The organism is Arthrobacter sp. NPDC057009 (assembly GCF_042673905.1).
GTDB lineage: Bacteria > Actinomycetota > Actinomycetes > Actinomycetales > Micrococcaceae > Arthrobacter.
In genome coordinates, this window is sequence record NZ_JBHUSB010000012.1 from 1 (window position 1) to 18,688 (window position 18,688).

General features: G+C 66.5%; 12 protein-coding genes. 2 read left to right on the forward strand and 10 right to left on the reverse strand.

Features of this window, described 5'->3' with window-relative positions; translation table 11 throughout:
* Window positions 1-348 precede the first annotated feature (348 nt).
* Genes ACFTR6_RS13590 through ACFTR6_RS13600 form a run of 3 tightly spaced genes read right to left on the reverse strand, consistent with a single transcriptional unit; the run spans window position 349 to window position 8,110 of the window.
* Window positions 349-4,233, reverse strand: coding sequence for a 1,4-alpha-glucan branching enzyme (locus ACFTR6_RS13590; RefSeq protein WP_377958299.1), 3,885 nt, complete (start codon window positions 4,231-4,233; stop codon window positions 349-351).
* A gap of 1 nt (window position 4,234) precedes the next feature.
* Complete coding sequence (gene treS, locus ACFTR6_RS13595) at window positions 4,235-6,031, reverse strand: maltose alpha-D-glucosyltransferase (protein WP_076798836.1); 1,797 nt, start codon at window positions 6,029-6,031, stop codon at window positions 4,235-4,237.
* A gap of 6 nt (window positions 6,032-6,037) precedes the next feature.
* A complete protein-coding gene (locus ACFTR6_RS13600) occupies window positions 6,038-8,110 on the reverse strand; it encodes an alpha-1,4-glucan--maltose-1-phosphate maltosyltransferase (RefSeq protein ID WP_377958300.1) in 2,073 nt (690 codons plus the stop codon).
* 131 nt (window positions 8,111-8,241) lie between these two features.
* Here ACFTR6_RS13600 and glgP point away from each other — a divergent pair, with 131 nt between their 5' ends.
* The gene (gene glgP, locus ACFTR6_RS13605) at window positions 8,242-10,860 is read left to right on the forward strand and encodes an alpha-glucan family phosphorylase (protein WP_377958376.1); all 2,619 of its coding nucleotides are present in this window, start codon (window positions 8,242-8,244) and stop codon (window positions 10,858-10,860) included.
* Window positions 10,861-10,899: 39 nt separating this feature from the next.
* Here glgP and ACFTR6_RS13610 read toward each other — a convergent pair whose 3' ends face one another.
* The 3 genes from ACFTR6_RS13610 to glgX are packed head-to-tail and all read right to left on the reverse strand — an operon-like array spanning window position 10,900 to window position 13,926.
* Window positions 10,900-11,256 (reverse strand): barstar family protein, encoded by a 357-nt coding sequence (locus tag ACFTR6_RS13610; protein WP_377958301.1) that lies wholly within the window; start codon window positions 11,254-11,256, stop codon window positions 10,900-10,902.
* Between the two features lie 4 nt (window positions 11,257-11,260).
* On the reverse strand, window positions 11,261-11,788 hold the full coding sequence (locus ACFTR6_RS13615) for a ribonuclease domain-containing protein (RefSeq protein WP_377958302.1): 528 nt from the start codon (window positions 11,786-11,788) through the stop codon (window positions 11,261-11,263).
* Window positions 11,789-11,805: 17 nt separating this feature from the next.
* On the reverse strand, window positions 11,806-13,926 hold the full coding sequence (gene glgX / locus ACFTR6_RS13620; protein ID WP_377958303.1) for a glycogen debranching protein GlgX: 2,121 nt from the start codon (window positions 13,924-13,926) through the stop codon (window positions 11,806-11,808).
* Window positions 13,927-14,039: 113 nt separating this feature from the next.
* Between glgX and ACFTR6_RS13625 the strand changes: the two genes are divergently transcribed.
* Window positions 14,040-14,849 carry a carbon-nitrogen hydrolase family protein gene (locus ACFTR6_RS13625; protein WP_087871716.1) on the forward strand — a complete coding sequence of 270 codons (810 nt, stop codon included), beginning with the start codon at window positions 14,040-14,042 and terminating at the stop codon, window positions 14,847-14,849.
* Window positions 14,850-15,122: 273 nt separating this feature from the next.
* Here ACFTR6_RS13625 and rlmB read toward each other — a convergent pair whose 3' ends face one another.
* From rlmB to ispF, 4 genes are all read right to left on the reverse strand, one after another.
* A complete protein-coding gene (rlmB, locus tag ACFTR6_RS13630; RefSeq protein WP_076798841.1) occupies window positions 15,123-16,118 on the reverse strand; it encodes a 23S rRNA (guanosine(2251)-2'-O)-methyltransferase RlmB in 996 nt (331 codons plus the stop codon).
* A gap of 90 nt (window positions 16,119-16,208) precedes the next feature.
* The gene (gene cysS, locus ACFTR6_RS13635; protein ID WP_377958304.1) at window positions 16,209-17,672 is read right to left on the reverse strand and encodes a cysteine--tRNA ligase; all 1,464 of its coding nucleotides are present in this window, start codon (window positions 17,670-17,672) and stop codon (window positions 16,209-16,211) included.
* Between the two features lie 32 nt (window positions 17,673-17,704).
* Window positions 17,705-18,031 (reverse strand): hypothetical protein, encoded by a 327-nt coding sequence (locus ACFTR6_RS13640; protein WP_076798843.1) that lies wholly within the window; start codon window positions 18,029-18,031, stop codon window positions 17,705-17,707.
* Window positions 18,032-18,144: 113 nt separating this feature from the next.
* Window positions 18,145-18,669, reverse strand: a complete 525-nt coding sequence (ispF, locus tag ACFTR6_RS13645; protein WP_377958305.1) for a 2-C-methyl-D-erythritol 2,4-cyclodiphosphate synthase — start codon at window positions 18,667-18,669, stop codon at window positions 18,145-18,147.
* Between the last annotated feature and the right edge of the window lie 19 nt (window positions 18,670-18,688).

Genomic DNA, 18,688 nt, shown 5'->3' on the forward strand with positions numbered 1-18,688 from the left:
GCAATTCAACCAATCAATAAAAAATCGGTATCAATAAACTTGGCACACTATTGAGTTCTCAAACAACAGACACACCCGGCACCACCCAAACCAACGTTCAGGATCGCTCCGGAGCAACTTTTCAAACCTACCCGCTCGCTTCGTCCGAGTCAAATCGGCGGTTTCCGTCCGGCCCAGCCTGTGGCTTCCGGATCTCCCTGCCGATTCGCTCCATGGAGCGGCGCGGAAATAAACTCTACCACTACCTCCCCGGAATGCCAAGTGGGCCGAAGCAACGCCGGGGAGGCCCCGGAATCTCAAGGGATTCCGGGGCCTCCTCCTGGTCGTGGACCGAGGAACCAGAGTGAATCAGACGAGCGGACCGCCCGGCAAAGCCGACTTCCCGGTGTCACCCTTCGGCTTACCACCGTCCGGTTCAACAGCCGGAGCCTCAGCACCCTTAGGCTCAGCAGCCCGGGTCACAGCACCGCCCGGACCGGCAGTCGGGGAAGCGGCAACACCGGATCCAACCTCACTGGCTTTCGCCCGGGCCGCGGCCGACGTGGTGATCACACCGGAGTCAGCCGGCCGGAAGTACGCAGCACCCAAGGGCGGCAGCGTCACCGTCAGAGTGGCAGGCTGGCCGTCAATCCCCTCGTCCTCTGCAACCAGGGTGCCGCCGTTGAGGACGCCCGATCCGCCGTACTCCTCCGAGTCGGTGTTGAGGACCTCGGTCCACGCTCCGGCGGACGGCACGCCAAGGGCGTATTCCTTGTGCGGGCCGCCGGAGAAGTTCACGGCGAAGACCAGCGGGTTGCCCTCGGTGTCCCACCGGACAAAGGTCAGGACGTTGCGGTCGGCGTCTGCCCCGTTGATCCACTGGAACCCGCCCGGCTCGTTGTCCCGGGAGTACAGCGCCGGCGTCGACCTGTAGAGCTCGTTCAGGTCCTTCAGCAGCAGCTGAACGCCGCGGTGTGCCGGAATCTCGGCGAGCCACCAGTCGAGTCCATGCTGTTCGGACCACTCGGCTTCCTGGCCGAATTCGGTGCCCATGAAGATCAGCTGCTTGCCCGGGTGCGCCCACTGGTAGCCGAGGAAGGCACGGAGGTTGGCCAGCTGCTGCCAGCGGTCACCCGGCATCTTGCGGAGCATGGAACCCTTGCCGTGGACAACCTCATCGTGGCTGATCGGCAGCAGGAAGTTCTCAGTGAAGGCGTAGACCATGGAGAACGTCACCGTGCCGTGGTGCCACTTGCGGTTGACCGGGTCTTCGGAGGCGTACTTGAGGGAGTCGTGCATCCAGCCCATGTTCCACTTGAGCCCGAAGCCGAGGCCTCCCTGGCTTGTCGGCGCCGTGACGCCGGGGAAAGCGGTGGATTCCTCGGCGATCATCACGGCGCCGGGGTGGGTTTTGTACACCGTGGCGTTGGCCTCCTGGAGGAACGAGATGGCCTCCAGGTTCTCGCGGCCGCCAAAGCGGTTGGGTTGCCACTGCCCGTGTTCCCGGGAGTAGTCCAGGTACAGCATGGAGGCGACGGCGTCCACGCGCAGGCCGTCGATGTGGAACTCGTCGAGCCAGTAGAGCGCGTTGGCCACCAGGAAGTTCCGGACTTCGGTGCGCCCGAAGTCGAAGATCAGGGTGCCCCAGTCCGGGTGCTCGCCCAGGTTCGGGTCGGCGTGTTCGTACAGCGGCTGTCCGTCAAACTGCGCCAGGGCCCAGTTGTCCTTCGGGAAGTGTGCAGGCACCCAGTCCAGGATGACTCCGATGCCTGCCTGGTGGAGGGAATCCACGAGGTAACGGAACTCATCGGGGTGCCCGAAGCGCGAGGTGGGCGCGTAGTAGGAGGTGACCTGGTAGCCCCAGGAGCCGCCGAAGGGGTGCTCGGCCACGGGCATGAACTCGACGTGGCTGAAGCCGAGCCACTTCACGTATTCCACGAGTTCCTTGGCCAGTTCGCGGTAGCCGAGGCCAAGGCGCCAGGATCCGAGGTGCACCTCGTAGACGCTCATCGGCGAGTTGTGCGGGTCCCGTGCGGCGCGTTCCTTCATCCAGTCCGCGTCCTGGAACTGGTAGTGGGATTCGACAACCCTCGAGGCGGTGAGCGGGGGCACCTCGGTGCCGAAGGCCAGGGGGTCGGCCTTTTCCACCCACCAGCCGCCCTTGGTCTTGATTTCGAACTTGTAGCAGGCGCCGGCCTGCACCCCGGGGATGAACAGTTCCCAGACGCCCGAGGAACCGAGGGAGCGCAGCGAGTTTTCCCGCCCGTCCCAGGCGTTGAAGTCGCCCTTGACCCGGACCGCTTCCGCGTTCGGCGCCCACACGGCAAAGGACACGCCGTCGATGTCGCCCAGCGAGGACTTGTAGTGCTGCACGTGCGCGCCCAGCACAGTCCACAGCTTCTCGTGGCGTCCCTCGCCGATCAGGTGCAGGTCCACTTCGCCCACGGTAGGCAGGTAACGGTACGGATCATCCACGGTTATGGGTTCGGCACCTTCGTAGGTGACCTCGAGGCGGTAGTCCGGCACGTGGCCGTGCTGCAGCGGTTCCAGGACCGCCACCCAGACGCCTTCGGACTCGTGGGTCATGGGCACGGTTCCGGCCTGCGTCACCACGTTGACCGCTTCCGCGAGGTGCTTGACGGTGCGGATGGTCACGTGACCGTAGTTGTCCAAATGCGCACCAAGCACCGAGTGCGGGGCATGGTGTTCACCGGCCGCGACGCGTGAGAGCGTGTGCGCGTCCACGTGCAACGGTGCGTGGGGACTGTCGGTATGTGCAGAGCCTGTCATCTTCTTACCTTCCGCTGCTGCTCCGGCCGGTTCGCCGGAGCCTTTAGTGCTGAGGAGCCGCCTGGCCGCATTCACCGGAATGGCCAGCCAGCCCGGTCGGTTGCGCAACTCGTACACGACTTCGTAGAGCGCCTTGTCCAGCCACAATGCCACAAACAGCGGCGAATTTCGGTCCACCGTTCCGGGAGCGACCTCAGCGTAGCCTGCCAGGAACGCCTCCGTGCAGTCGTCCACCCAGGACCCGGGGACGCGGACACCCGGCTGTTCCCGCTCGGCAGCGCCCGCGGCATAGTCGAAGGAGCGCAGCATGCCGGTCACGTCCCTCAGCGGGGCGTCGGGGAAATTGCGCTCGGAGATGGGCCGGAGCGGCTCCCCCTCGAAGTCAAGGATGGCCCAGCGGTCACGGCCGCCTTCGGCGCCGGGCACCTGGAGGATCTGGCCGAGGTGAAGGTCACCGTGGATGCGCTGCAGCGCACCGGCGGGAGTGCCTTCCAGCTCGCTGAGCAGGCGTTCCAGCCCTTCCTGGTAAGGTCCGACGGCGGGCCCGGCCTCCATCCACATCTGACGCATGCGCTGGGCTACTCCGGGGGCAATATCCCCACCAGGAACCGCTTCGGCCGAGACACCCAGCGTTTCGGCGAGCCTGCGGTGGACAGTTGCCGTGGCATGGCCGAGGGCATGCGCCTCGGCGGTGAAGTCCACTCCCCCGGCCGCCGCGTCGACCGCGAGCCGCCACGCGTCCCGGCCCCCGGCCAGGAATTCGTGGGCCACCGCCAGTTCGCCCTGGGCTGGGCCGCCGCCCGCGGCCCCTTCCTGGGGAAGCTGGCTCTGCGGGTACCACTCGCCCGTAACCCAGCCCAGCGTGGCCGGGACCTCCGGGGTTCGCGCCGCGGACAGGGCGGCCCCGACTTCCACTTCGGGGTTTTTACCGGCCGAAAGCACACGGAAGAACTTCACAATGGCCGCGGAGTCGCCGTCGTCCACTATCACTGAAGTGTTGGACTGTTCGCCGGACAGGACACGGACAGTTCCGGTGGCCCGCGGCAGCGGCTGGCCGGCTCCGGAGAGGTGACCGGTGACGGTGCCGGCGGTTTTTTGTGACCGGATCAGGTCCAGCCACGCGCCGATGAACGCGGGGTCGTGGACGGCGTCGTAAACCCAGCGGTGCCCCTGCTCCGCGTCGTCACTTTCACCGATCAGTGCCCGTTCAGCACCGGGCAGCGGCTGGCTGCGGTAGCTGAGCGGGATCTGCACAACATCGGTGCGGGAAACGCCGTCGGCTGTTGTGGAGACGATGGAGGCGAGGAACACCTCCAGGCCGGCCTTGCCGGTGGCGTCCTCCAGCAACAGGCCGCCCACCGGCGCCAGGGTGAAGTCCGGGGACTTCACCGGAAACCATCTCTGGGCGGGGAGCCAGTCGCGGAGCAGTTGTTCGAGTGTGGGTGTCAGCATGGTTTGGGTCATCTCATCCCTCAATCGACAGTATCGGCATCGCTTGCGTAAAGGGTGAAGCTGGGTTGGAGGCCATGGACCTCAGGCGCAGCCAGAAGAAGTCGTGGCTGCCCAGCGTCAGTGTCAGGTGTCCGTCGTCGCCGATGCCGGGGAACGGCTGTCCCCCGAAGACATCCCGCAGGCCCCGTCCGGAAAAGTCCGGAAGCCTCAGGGTGGAGGACACCGGGTGCTGCGAAAGATTGAAGACGCAGAGGATGGTTTCAGCCGGTTCGCCGGCAGCGTTGCCCTCCGGAAGTTCGCGCAGGTAGGCCAGCACCACCTCGTGGTCCGCCTCCACGTGCTTGAACGCCCCGAGCCCGAACGCCGGATGGTTCTTCCGCACGCTGAGGATCTGCCGGGTCCAGCGCAGCAGCGACCCGGAGTGGGCGGCCTCGGCCTCGACATTGGCCATGGCGTAGTTGTAGACCAGCGATTGGATCACCGGGAGGTACAGCTTGCCGGGATCGGCGTTGGAGAACCCGGCGTTGCGGTCGGGGTTCCACTGCATCGGGGTGCGGACGGCGTCGCGGTCCTCGAGCCAGATGTTGTCGCCCATCCCGATTTCGTCCCCGTAATACAGGAAGGGGCTGCCCGGCAGGGACAGCAGCAGGGCGTTGATGAGCTCGATTTCCGCCCTGGAGTTGTCCAGCAGCGGCGCCAGCCTGCGCCGGATGCCGATGTTGGCCCGCATGCGCGGGTCCGGGGCGTACCAGCCGAGCATGGCGGCACGCTCATCGGCGGTGACCATTTCCAGCGTCAGCTCATCGTGGTTGCGCAGGAACGTCCCCCACTGGGCACCCTCAGGAATGTCCGGGGTGTCGTGCATCGTCTCGATGATGGGGGCGGCCTTCTGGTCCCGCAGCGCATAGTAGAGCCGCGGCATGATCGGAAAGTGGAACGCCATGTGGCATTCCGGTTCCTCCTCGGTGCCGAAGTACTCCACCACCTCGTTGGGCGGCTGGTTGGCCTCGGCGATGATCACCCGGCCGGGGTAGCTTTCGTCCACCATCTTCCGCAGCCTGCGCAGGAACTCGTGCGTTGCCGGGAGGTTTTCGCAGTTGGTCCCCTCCTCCTCGTACAGGTACGGGATGGCGTCCGCCCGGAACCCGTCGATCCCCTGGTCCAGCCAGAACCGCACGACGTCGAACACGGCGTCGATGACCTTCGGGTTTTCGAAGTTCAGGTCGGGCTGGTGGCTGAAGAACCGGTGCCAGAAAAACTGCCGCCGGATGGGGTCGAAGGTCCAGTTGGATTCCTCCGTGTCCACGAAGATGATGCGCGCATCCTGGTATTTCTCGTCCGTGTCGCTCCAGACGTAGAAGTCGCCGAACGGGCCCTCGGGATCCTTCCTGGACTCCTGGAACCAGGGGTGCTGGTCCGAGGTGTGGTTCAGCGGAAGGTCGATGATGACCCGGACGCCCCGCGCGTGGGCCTCGGCCACCAGTCGCTTGAAGTCGCTGATGGTGCCGAACTCGTCCAGCACGGAGTTGTAGTCCGAGATGTCATAGCCGCCGTCCCGGAGGGGGGACTGGAAGAACGGCGGGAGCCACAGGCAGTCCACGCCCAGCCACTGCAGGTAGTCGAGCTTCTCGATCAGCCCGTGGAAGTCGCCCGAGCCGTCGCCGTTGGCGTCCGCAAAGCCCCGGACCAGCACTTCGTAAAACACCGCTTTCCGGTACCACAGCGGGTCATGCTGCAAACCGGGTGCATTGAGCTCGAACGTGCTCTTGGGTGTGAAGTGCTGGGTGGGGCTCTGCGGACTGAAGCTCACTGGCGGCTACCTCCGGATGCTCAGGATGTGTGCAGGTTCAACATGCGCATCCAGCCTCACGTAGTTGTACTCCCCCCATTCCCACGACTGGCCGGTGATCAGGTCGTCCACCCAGAAGCCGCCGTTCGGGGTGAGCTCGCTCGGGTCAAGCCCCAGCGCAGCCAGGTCCAGCGACACCATGCCTTCCCGTGCGCTGTGCGGGTCCACGTTGACCACCACGATGATGGTGTCCCTGGTGCCGTCCGGGAGGGTCTTGTGCTTGGAGTAGACCACCGTGGCGTCGTCCGTGCACTGGTGCAGGGTGAGGTTCTGCAGGTCCCCCAGCGCCGGGTGGGCCCTGCGGATTTCGTTGAGCTTGGTCAGGTACGGCGCCAGCGTCCGGCCGGAGGCGTTCGCCGCGTCCCAGTCACGGGCCTTGTACTCGAACTTCTCGTTGTCGATGTACTCCTCGGCACCGGGCCGGGCCACGTGCTCGTACAGCTCGTAGCCGGCGTACACGCCCCACAGCGGGCTCGCGGTTGACGCGAGGGCAGCCCGGATCTTGAACGCCGCCGGACCGCCGTACTGCAGGTACTCGGTGAGGATGTCCGGAGTGTTGACGAAGAAGTTGGGCCGGAAAAAGGCAGCCGACTCGTGGCTGACGTGGTGGAAGTACTCCTCCAGCTCCTTCTTGGTGTTGCGCCACGTGAAGTAGGTGTAGGACTGCTGGAAGCCGGCCCTGCCCAGGGCGTGCATCATGGCGGGGCGGGTGAACGCTTCGGCCAGGAAGACGACGTCGGGGTCCTTCTTGTTCACCTTGGCGATGAGCCACTCCCAGAACCACACCGGCTTGGTGTGCGGGTTGTCCACCCGGAAGATCTTCACACCGTGGCTGACCCACAGCTGGACGATCCGCAGGATTTCCTTGGACAGGCCCTCGGGGTCGTTGTCGAAGTTGAGCGGGTAGATGTCCTGATACTTCTTCGGCGGGTTTTCGGCGTACGCGATGCTGCCGTCCACGCGCGTGGTGAACCACTCGGGGTGCTCGGTGACCCAGGGGTGGTCCGGTGCCGCCTGGAGTGCCAGGTCGAGCGCCACCTCGAGGTTGAGCTCATTGGCCCGCGCCACGAAGGCGTCGAAGTCCTCAAAGGTTCCGAGGTCCGGGTGGATGGCGTCGTGCCCGCCTTCCTTGGCGCCGATGGCCCACGGCGAACCCGGATCGTTCGGTCCGGCAATCAGGGTGTTGTTGGGGCCTTTGCGGTGCTGCACGCCAATCGGGTGGATCGGCGGCATGTAGATGACGTCAAAGCCCATGCCGGCGACGGCGTCCAGCCGCTGGGCGGCGGTCCGGAAGTTGCCGGACGTCCACTCGCCCGTGTCGTGGTTGCGCACCGCGCCCTCGGAGCGCGGGAAGAATTCGTACCAGGATCCGCGGCCGGCGCGGTCCCGCTCAACCAGCAGGGGGAACTGTTCGGAGACGGTGACGAGCTCGCGGATCGGCTCGCGGTCAACGACGGCGGCGACGTCGCGGCTGAAGCCGGCGGCCAGGCGGTCTTCGGGCGACAGAGAGGTGTCGGACAGGACGGTGGCCGCCGAGCGCAGCGTCTGGCGGTCAGAGTCGTTCCGGGCCGGCTCCTCGGCTGCCTCCGACAGCAGTGCGGCCCCTTCCGCCAGCATCAGTTCGACGTCGATGCCCGCGTCCACCTTGACCTCGGCGTTGTGGTGCCACGTGCCGTAGCGGTCGTGCCACGCCTCGATGACGAATGACCACTTTCCGGTGGAATCCGGGGTGATCAGGCCTTCCCAAAGGTCGGTGCCCTTCCCGCGGTCACCGGCCGGGGGCTGCAGCCGGACCCGCTGGCGTTCATTGCCCTTCGGATCCAGGAGGACCGCGCTGACGCCCAACTGGTCGTGGCCCTCGCGGAAGGACCTGGCGCTGACCACGATCCCTTCACCAGGCAGCGCCTTGGCCGGGAACTTCCCCCCTTCGACAACAGGCTGAACGTCCGTGATGGGGAAGCGGCCAAACCGGAGGCCTTCCGTGATCGAAACTTTCGGCGTTTGCTTTGCTGGGGCACTGGTTCGCGTGTTTGTCGTCACAAGCTCGACGTTAGCGAGAAATGGGGCGGATTGCTAAGCCTGCGAACTTAATTATTGAGGCGATTCGTCATTTACCGGAAAGTAATCGAATGCAGTTCCTGCCGTTCACCTTGTCCATTAGTGTGGCGCAGGTGAAGGCAATCCGCAGATTTACTGTCCGTACCGTACTTCCCGAGCCGATCCGGCCGCTGGCAAGGTTGGCAACCAACCTCCGCTGGTCCTGGCACCGGCCCACCCGGGAACTCTTCGAAAGCCTAAACCCGCGGGTCTGGGCCCAGTGCGGCAACGACCCCGTCAGCTTCCTTGGCCTGGTGGGCCGCGAAGAGATGCACCGGCTCGCGACGGACAAGGACGTGGTGGCCAGGGTCCAGGCGGCAGCCGCGGACCTGGACCGGTACCTGACGGAACCCCGCTGGTACCAGGGGCTGGGCAGCGACGCCCCCGCCTCCATTGCCTACTTCTCCCCCGAATTCGGCATCACCGAAGTGCTGCCGCAGTATTCGGGCGGCCTCGGCATCCTCGCCGGCGACCACCTGAAGGCCGCCTCAGACCTTGGCGTGCCGCTGATCGGCGTCGGGCTGCTCTACCAGGCCGGCTACTTCAAGCAGTCGCTCTCCCGTGACGCCTGGCAGCAGGAGACCTACCCCGTCATCGATCCCGACGGCCTGCCCCTGACGCTGCTGCGGGAACCGGCCGCGGACGGCAACGGCAAGCCGCTGGAAATTTCCCTGCCGCTGCCCAACGGACGGCACCTTGCCGCACATATCTGGCGTGCCGACGTCGGACGCGTCCCCCTGCTGCTGCTGGATTCCAACGTCCCCGGAAACGACGACGCCGCCCGCAGCATCACCGACCGCCTGTACGGCGGCGGCGGCGACCACCGCCTGCAGCAGGAGCTGCTGCTCGGCATGGGCGGGGTCAAGGCTCTGCGCGCCTACCAGAAGCTCACCGGCACGCCCGCGCCGGAGGTGTTCCACACGAACGAGGGCCACGCCGGGTTCCTGGGCATCGAACGGATCCAGGAACTGATGTCAGGCGAGCAGGCGCTCACCTTTGACGAGGCCCTCGCCGCCGGACGCTCGTCCACCGTGTTCACGACACACACGCCGGTTCCGGCCGGCATCGACCGCTTCGAGGCCGCGCAGATCCAGCACTTCTTCGAGGCCGGCCTGGCCCCGGACGTCCCCACCTCACGCATCCTCGACCTGGGCCGCGAAAACTTCCACGAGGGCAACCCCTTTGTCTTCAACATGGCCGTGATGGGCCTGCGCCTCGCGCAGCGGGCCAACGGCGTGGCCAAGCTCCACGGCGAAGTCTCGCGTGGCATGTTCTCCGCACTGTGGCCGGGATTCGACCACTCGGAGGTGCCGATCACCTCCGTCACCAACGGCGTGCATGTGCCCACGTGGGTGGATCCGCGCATCTCGAAACTCGCCCGGGAGCGGTTCGGCCCCGACACCGAGCTGACGGGCCGCTGGGACCTGGCGTACAACGTGTCCGATGCCGAGGTCTGGGCGCTGCGGCGGGAGATGCGCGTTTCCCTCGTGGAGGACGTGCGGCGCCGGCTGCGGGCCGCGTGGAAGAAGCGCGGCGCAGCCGATGCGGAGCTGGCCTGGACCGATTCCGTGCTGGACCCGGACGTCCTGACCATCGGGTTCGCCCGCCGCGTGCCCACCTACAAGCGGCTGACCCTCATGCTGCGGGACCCGGAGCGGCTGAAGGCCCTGCTGCTGCACAAGGAACACCCCATCCAGCTGGTCATCGCCGGCAAGTCCCACCCGGCGGACGATGCCGGCAAGAAGATGATCCAGGACCTGGTCCGCTTCACCGACGATCCCGCGGTCCGGCACCGCATCGTCTTCCTGCCGAACTACGACATCGCCATGGCCCGCACGCTGTTCCCCGGCTGCGACGTCTGGCTGAACAACCCGCTGCGGCCGCTCGAAGCCTGCGGCACCTCCGGCATGAAGGCCGCGATCAACGGTTCCCTGAACCTGTCCGTCCTGGACGGCTGGTGGGATGAGATGTACGACGGCGAGAACGGCTGGGCGATCCCCACGGCCAACAACGGCGCGTCCGCCGACGAGCGGGACGACATCGAGGCGGCGGCGCTGTACGAGCTGCTCGAGACGCAGGTGGCGCCGCGGTTCTACGGCAGCACCGTCTCCGAGGCGGCCGGCGCCGCCGGGCCGTCGGAGTCCAGCCACGAGAAGATTCCCACGCACTGGGTCTCCATGATCAAGCACACGCTGGCCCACCTTGGCCCGGCCGTCTCGGCGGAACGGATGCTGCAGGACTACGTCAACGTCCTGTACCGGCCGGCGGCGGTTTCGGGCCGCGAGGCGGTGGCGGGTTCCTACGCCCAGTCCAAGGCGCTGGCAGCATGGATCGCCAAGGTCCGCGCGGCCTGGCCCCAGCTGCACGTGGAGCACGTGGACTCGCTGGGCGTCTCGGAGGACCCGCAGATCGGCGACACCCTCCAGGTCAACGCCTACGTCGGGCTGCACAACCTCTCGCCGCAGGACGTCGCCGTCGAGGTCGCATACGGGCAGGCAGCCGACAACGACGAACTGGCCAACGTGACGCTGGTGGAACTGGAAGCCAAGGAGGAACTCGGCAACGGCCGCTACCTCTTCGCCGGGTCCATCGTGATCGACCGCTCCGGTTCCTTCGGCTACACCGTTCGGGTGCTGCCCAAGCACGACGCCCTCGCGTCCAAGGCCGAGCTGGGCCTGATCGTCAACGCCTAGACGCTCCTGATGTAGCCCGCGGCGCAGTTGCGCCGCGGGCTACAGCAGCACAGCTATGACCGCCAGGTCCTTGCCGGCGTAGCTCTCGGCGTCCTGGAGGATCTCGCAGATGACGCCGAAGGAGCGGTCGCTGCGGAAGGCCGGCGGCACCTGCCAGATCACCGTCAGTGGCTCCGCGCCGTCGTCGGAAATGGCGTCAGCGAAGTCGTGGAGTGAGTCGTTGAGCGCATCCAGGTTCACGCCGAAGTGTTCCGGAAAGTCCAGGGCCTCGCCGAAGGCGGCAAGCACGGATTTCTTCGAATCGGCAGCCGGAACCAGCAGGCTGCGGCGGCCGGCGTCCGCCACCTGGTCCTTCAGTTCCTCGAGGGTCCAGGTGTCGCCGGAGTAGATCTTCATGGTGCTATTTGCCTTCTGCTATGAACTTGAACGTTTCGTAGTGGTCTGCCGTGTAGTACTTGTCGCCGGCCTGTCCCGCCACGATCCTGCGGGCTCCCCGGTCCGATTCGCCGGGCGTGGGAACCGTGTACTCCTTGTAATACCCGCTGACCTTGCGGGGCAGGATGCGCTCGAAGTTGCCGAACGTCACGCCGTCGCGCGTGTACGGGTAGGGTCCGCCCTGCCGGATCAGTGCGAGGGTCCGCCGGCCTTCGGCGGGCAGCTGGGACTCCCGGATGGCGGGGAGGCCGGCAGCGTTAGGTGCGCCGGTGGCTTTGGACGACGACGGCGGTGCTGCGGCGGGTGCCGACGTCGCGGAAGTGGGTGCCGGCGTCGAAAAGGCGGGGGCCGGCGTCGCGGTTTCCTGCAGTCCCGCGCTCTGCCCACCCGTGCCGGGGGGTGCGCCGCCCGGTGCGATGAAGAGGTTGAAGACTGCGAGGGCAGCGACGGCGAGCCCCAGCAGCAGCGTTCCGAGAGCCCAACGCCTGCGCATGCCTGTTTCCCCGAAGCCTATGTGCGGTAGATGTTGATGGTGTAGGCCTGCACCTCGTCAGGCTCACCGGACGCGACGAGGGTGCCCTGGCGCCGGTCGTGAAGCTCGGACGTGGTGAGGCGAAGGTCGAACACCCGCTTGCCGGTGCCGTCGTCGTTGGCCACCCGTGGAAGGGTGACCTCGATGTCCTCGGGGCCGCCGTTGACCACGATGAGTCCGGCCACGGGTCCGTCGTCAGACCCGAGGAGCAGCTGAACTACCCGGTTCCCGTTGTCGTTCCAGCGGTCCATGGACATGGGCTGCCCGTTCCGGTCATACCAGTACAGATAGGAGCGGGCGTCGCGGACCGGGTAGTCGTGCGGCTGGGCGGCCAGGAACTCCCCGCGCAGCCGGATGACACGCTTGGTGCTGCGGAGCATGGCGTGGGATTCCGGCGTGCTGGTCCAGTCAACCCAGGTGAGCGGGTTGTCCTGGCAGTAAGCGTTGTTGTTGCCCTGCTGGGTGCGGCCGAGCTCGTCCCCCGCGGTGATCATGGGGACGCCGAGGGAAATCATGAGCGTGGCCATGAGGTTGCGCTTGCTTTGGGCCCGGCGGGCCAGGATGTCCTCGTCCTCGGTGCGACCTTCGAAACCGTGGTTGTAGCTGCGGTTGTCGCCGTGCCCGTCCCGGTTCTGCTCACCGTTCGCCTCATTGTGCTTGCGGTCGTAGGATACGAGGTCGGTCATGGTGAAGCCGTCGTGGGCGGTGATGTAGTTCAGCGAGGCCAGGCGCGTACGGCCCGACGGTTCGAACAGGCTGGCTGAACCTGACAGGGCATCGGCCAGCCGGGCCACGGATCCGCCCCGGCCACCGTTGTCGAGGGCGGCCCGGTCGGCTACCCAGAAGGAACGCACAGCGTCGCGGTAATGATCATTCCAGTCCACCCAGCCGACGGGGAAGCGTCCGGTCTGCCAGCCGCCGTATCCGATGTCCCACGGTTCGGCGAACAGCTTGACCTTGGAGAGCGAGGGGTCCCCGGCAACAGCTTTGAGGAAGTCGTGGTGGGGATCGAATTCGTTGGCTGCGTTCCGGCAGAGCGTGACGGCCAGGTCAAAGCGGAAACCATCAATGTGGAACTCGTCCACCCAGTACTTCAGTGAGTCCACCACCATTTGGATGACGCGCGGTTCGGCGAAGTTGAGTGTATTGCCGCAGCCCGTGGTGTCAACGTATTTGCCGTGGCCGTCGGTGCGGTAGTACTTCTGCTCGCCGAGCCCGCGGAAGCTCAGGGTGGGACCGTCCGGACCACCTTCTGCGGTGTGGTTGTAGACGACATCAAGGATGACCTCGATGCCGGCCGCATGGAGCAGCTTGACCATGTCCTTGAACTCATCCTGGACAGCCTGCGGCCCGGCTTCCTGGGCGGCCTTGGTGGCGTACGCGGGGTGCAGGGCAAAGAATGCGGCCGTGTTGTAGCCCCAGTAGTTGGTGAGGCCGAGGTTCTGGAGGTGTGGCTCGTCCAGGTGGAAGTGCACCGGCAGCAGCTGCAGGGCGGTAATGCCAAGTCCCGTGAGGTGCTCGATCATGGCGGGATGGGCCATGCCGGCGTACGTGCCGCGCAGCGCCTCCGGAATGTCCGGATGCAGCATGCTCTGCCCGCGGACATGTGCCTCGTAGACGATGGTGCTGCGCCACGGGGTGTCCGGCTTCTGGTCGCTGCCCCACTCGAAGTCGGAAGAAGTCCTGACGCTGGTCAGGAAGCCGTCGCGTTCGTCGACGGCGCGGCCGTAGGGGTCGAGCAACAGCGGCTGGCCGCCGTCGGCGTCAAAATCGACCGTGGGGACCGCAAGCGGGAGGGCCTGATCGCCTTTCGGGGAGGCTTTCGGAGCCGCGCGGAAGCCGTACCGGGTGCCCACCGGAAATCCGTCCGCCACGCCGTGGTGGATACCGTTGGGGAGGGCGGACAGGGCGTGCAGGCGCCAGCTTTGCCCGGGTGCCTGGTACGCCACCTCGAGCGTGGTGATGCCGGGCGCATAGACCGCGACGCTTGCGCGGCTGCCGGATTTGCCCCCCGGAGCGTGGCGCGCTTCGCGGACCCCGAGGGGAAAGGCCTGGGAGTCGTCCACCGTCAGGGCTGTGTCTAAGAGGGGCATTACCATCAATTAAAGCTTAGCCGTCACATCAAAATAGCTGATCTTGTCCCGCATGTTACGCGTAGAGGGCTGTGACGGCACTGCTGAATGCTAAATGACGCACTGACGTGGAGGTTTTCGTGAAGATTGCATTGGCCCAGATCATCACCGGAAGGGATATCGCCGGGAACCTCAGTGTGGTTGAGGAATACGCGCGCCGCGCCAAGGACGGCGGGGCTGAGATGGTCGTCTTCCCCGAGGCCACGATGCGCGCGTTCGGCAATTCCCTGCTGGACATCGCCGAACCCATAGACGGCCCCTGGGCCAGCCGTATCCGCTCGATAGCTGACGAGCTCGGGATCGTGATTGTTGCCGGAATGTTCACCCCCGGTTCACCATCCCCTGAAGGACAGACGAAAGTCCGCAACACGCTGCTGGTGACCGGGCCGGGCGTGGAAGCCAGCTACGACAAGGTGCACCTCTTCGACGCGTTCGGCTTCCTGGAGTCCGATACCGTGGACGCCGGGACCGGCCCCGTGACGTTCGACGCCGGCGGCCTCACCTTCGGCCTGGCCACCTGCTACGACATCCGCTTCCCGGCCCTCTTCACGGCCAACGCCGAGCGCGGAGCGGTCGCGAACATCGTCTGCGCCTCCTGGGGTGCCGGTCCGGGCAAGGTGGACCAGTGGCAGTTGCTGGCCCGCGCCCGCGCGGTGGACACCACCACCTATGTCCTCGCCTGCGGCCAGGGTGACCCCGCCACCCAGGGCGTCGAGCCCCGCGGCGCAGCGCCCACCGGCGTCGGACACAGCGCGGTTGTCTCGCCTTTCGGCGCGGTCCTCGAAGAGCTCGACGGCGCCCCCGGCCTCCTGTTCGCCGACCTCGATCCCGCACTGGTCAAGGAAGCCCGCACCAAGCTCCCGGTCCTGGCCAACCGCCGGGAGTTCTAGACCCGGGAGAACCCTTCCTCAGATCCTGCCGCCCACACCCAAGCCCTCCATCAGATCCTGCCGCCCAAACCCAAACCCTCCATCAGCTCCTGCCGCTAGATCGACAACGCTCCCTCACGACGTGAAGGAGCGATTGCCGTTTGGCTGCGAAAGCTGATGGAGCGTTGGGCTTTTTCCTGCGAAAGCTGATGGAGCGTTGGGCTTTTTCCTGCGAAAGCTGAGGGAGCGTTTTGGACAGCGGGGCGCGGCGGGATCGGCCGCCGGCGCGTGGGGTTACTTGGAGGCGCGCTGGCGGGAGACTTCGTAGAGGGAGATGCCGACGGCCATGGAGGCGTTCAGGGATTCCATCGCGGAGTCGATCGGGATGGAAACGATCTGGTCGCAGTTCTCCCGGACGAGGCGGCTCAGGCCCTTGCCCTCGGAACCGACCACGATGCAGACCGGTTCAGTGGCGAGGGTGAGGTCCGGCAGCGAAACGTCGCCGTCGCCGTCGAGCCCCAAAACGAAGACGCCCATGTCCTTGAACTGCTTGAGGGCGTTGTTCAGGTTGGAGGCCCGGGCCACCGGGACGCGGACGGCAGCGCCGGCGCTGGTCTTCCAGGCCGCGGCGGTGACACCGACGGAGCGGCGCTCGGGGACGATGACACCGTGGCCGCTGAACGCCGAGACCGAGCGGATGATCGCGCCGAGGTTGCGGGGGTCGGTGATGCCGTCGAGGGCAACGAAGAGGGGCGCGTTTGCGATGTGGCCCTTCTTCCAGCCGGTGACTGTCTCCTCGGCCAGCTCGTAGGCATCCTGGTACTCGTAAGGCGGGATCTGCAGCACGAGGCCCTGGTGCACGGCGTCGTCGGTCATCCGGTCCAGCTCGGGCTTGCCGGTTTCCAGCAGCGGGATGCCCCGTTCGGCAGCGATCTTCAGCGATTCCTTGACGCGGTCGTCCATCTCGATGCGGATGGCCACGTGCAGCGCCTTGGCCGGAATACCGGCGCGGAGAGCCTCGACGACCGAGTTGCGGCCGGTGACGACTTCCTCGGTGGCACGCCCCTTCGGGCCCGACCGGGCACCGGCGCTGCGGGTGCCGCTGCCTGACCGCTTGGCTGCGGAACGCTCGGCGAGCTGCTTGTTCTTATACGCCTTGTGGTACGGGCGGTCCTCGGCCTTGGGGGTTGGCCCCTTGCCCTCGAGGGCCTTGCGGCCGTGGCCACCGGTTCCGGTGGTGGGGCCCTTCTTGTTCTTGCGGATTGCGCCCGGGCGACCGTTGTTGGCCATGATTCCACCTTGTTTGTATTGGGTAAGTCTGCACTCCAGTCTACTGACTGGCGTTGAATCGTCGGCATGGCGGGCCGGGGGCCGGGAAGGCTAGCCGCGCTGCAGGCTCCAGGTGGCGCCGTCGGCGTTGTCCTCCACCAGGATGCCTGCCGCCGCAAGGGTGTCGCGGATGGCGTCCGAGGCGGCCCAGTCCTTCCTGGAGCGGGCTTCGGCGCGGGCGGCGAGCTGCGCCTCAATCAGCGTCCCAAGAGCACTGGTGGCCTGGTCGTCAACTGCCGGCTGCGCGGCAGCGCTGATGCCCAGGACCCGCAGCATCTCGGTCACGCCTGCAAGCGCCTGCCGCGTTGCCTCGAGGTCGCCGTCGGTGAGCGCCGAGTTACCGGAGCGGACGGTGTCGTGCAGCACGGCGAGGGCCTGCGGCACGTTAAGGTCGTCATCCATCGCCGCGGCGAAGGCGTCCGGTACCGTGCCGTGGCTGCCAAACAGCAGGGCACCGTCGGAAGACAGCGCCCGGAGGGCGCGGGCAATGAAGCCGTCAATGCGCTCGACGGCGGCCGCGGCCTCCTGCAGCGACGTCGGCTGGTAGTCCAGCACCGAACGGTACTGCGCCTGGCCCAGGTAGTAACGGACCACGCGGGGCGGCGCGAGCTCCAGCATCTCCGCCGGGCTGACCGTGTTGCCGACGGACTTCGACATTTTTTCGCCCTGGTAGGTGACCATGCCGTTGTGCATCCAGAAGTTGGCGAAGCCATGGCCGGCCGCCTGGGACTGCGCCATTTCGTTTTCATGGTGCGGGAAGCGCAGGTCCAGGCCGCCGCCGTGGATGTCGAACTCGGTGCCGAGGTACTTCGTGACCATCGCCGAGCATTCGAGGTGCCAGCCCGGACGGCCGGCGCCCCACGGCGAAACCCAGCTCGCCGTCGTCGGCTCGCCTTCCTTGTGCCCCTTCCACAGGGCAAAGTCGCGGGGGTCCTTCTTCCTGTTGCTGAATTGAGGTTCGACGTCCGTGGCCCCCTGCATGTCGTCGATCTTCTGCCGCGTCAGGGCACCGTACTTATTCCAGGAGCGCACGTCGAAGTAGACGTCACCGGAGCCATCGAGGGCAGGGTATGCGTGGCCGCGGTCAATCAGCAGCTGAATGAGCGCGTGCATCTCCGGAATGTGGCCCGTGGCCCGCGGCTCGTAGGTGGGGCGGGAGACACCGAGGGTGTCGTAGGCCTTGAGAAACTCCTGCTCATAGCGGTAGGCCAGCGCCCACCATTCCTCCTCCGGCACGGCACCGGGTTCCTGCTCGAAATCCGGGTGGAAGGAGGCCTCGGACTTGGCGAGGATCTTGTCGTCGATGTCAGTGACGTTCCTGACCACCGTGACGCGGAAGCCGCGGTATTCCAGCCAGCGGGTGAGCTGGTCGAAGGCGATGGCGGAGCGGATGTGCCCCACGTGCGGCATGCCCTGCACCGTGGCACCGCAGTAATACAGGCTTACCTTGCCCGGTACCAGGGGAACGAAGTCGCGGACTTCGGCGGATGCAGTGTCGTAAAAGCGCAGGGTCACCGCTCCAGATTAGCCGATGCCAATGTTCCCGCTTACTTGCAGACCTCGCCGATCCTGTTGTTCTGCCTGGCAAGCTCCGCCGTCTGCTCGGAGGTCTTGGTTCCCAGCGATGTGCCTGCCACCTGCTTCATGATGTCGGCCATCTTCTGGATGGGGTCCGCAACTTCCTGGGCCACCTTGTCGGCGACCTCCTGGTAGTGCTTGGCGATCTGGTCGGCCTGCTGCTGCTGGTTGCCCGTGGGCTTGAACGTGTCCCCCTGCAGGAACTTGCAGCTTTCCTCGACGCTCATGCGCGGGCTGCCGGCACAGCCGGCCAGAAGCATCCCTGCGATCACGACGGCGGGAAGCAACTTTTTCACGGCGGGTCTCCTGGGATTGCGGTACTGGTGCTTATTCCAGCGTAGGCGATGCTGCCGGACGGGCAGCATCGATGTGGGGCAGCTGGCCGGCCGGGCAACTGGACGGCAGGCCTCTACCCGGCCGGGTAGACGAGGGCCGTGGCCACGGCGGAGATTCCTTCGCCGCGCCCGGTGAAGCCGAGGCCGTCGCTGGTGGTGGCGCTGACGCTGACGGGGGCGCCCGCGGCCTCGGTGAGAACACGCTGGGACTCTTCCCGGCGCGGGCCGAACTTGGGCCGGTTGCCGACGAACTGCACGGCGATATTGCCGATCTCGAAGCCGGCTGCCCTCGCGATGCGGGCAGCTTCGGCCAGCAACGTAACCCCGGAGGCACCTGCGAATTCGGGGCGGTCCATGCCGAAGTGGGTGCCCAGGTCACCGATGCCGCAGGCGGAGAACAGTGCGTCCGCTGCTGCGTGGGCGACGGGATCGCCGTCGGAATGGCCGGCGAGGCCCCGCTCCCCCTCCCAGAAAAGCCCGCCCAGCCAAAGGGGCTGCGGGTCGCTCTCCGGAGCAAAGGCGTGCACATCGATGCCGATGCCTGTCCGGGGCAGGAGCGGGGTCCGCGAAGCGTTGTTGGTCGGATTCGTGCCGTTCATCGAGCCTTCCGTCATGTGG

Coding starts and splice junctions, on each gene's coding strand:
- glgX (WP_377958303.1), bottom strand. CDS start 13,926: ATGGTAATGCCCCTCTTAGACACAGCCCTGACGGTGGACGACTCCCAG.
- ACFTR6_RS13615 (WP_377958302.1), bottom strand. CDS start 11,788: ATGCGCAGGCGTTGGGCTCTCGGAACGCTGCTGCTGGGGCTCGCCGTC.
- ispF (WP_377958305.1), bottom strand. CDS start 18,669: ATGAACGGCACGAATCCGACCAACAACGCTTCGCGGACCCCGCTCCTG.
- ACFTR6_RS13590 (WP_377958299.1), bottom strand. CDS start 4,233: ATGACCCAAACCATGCTGACACCCACACTCGAACAACTGCTCCGCGAC.
- ACFTR6_RS13610 (WP_377958301.1), bottom strand. CDS start 11,256: ATGAAGATCTACTCCGGCGACACCTGGACCCTCGAGGAACTGAAGGAC.
- rlmB (WP_076798841.1), bottom strand. CDS start 16,118: ATGGCCAACAACGGTCGCCCGGGCGCAATCCGCAAGAACAAGAAGGGC.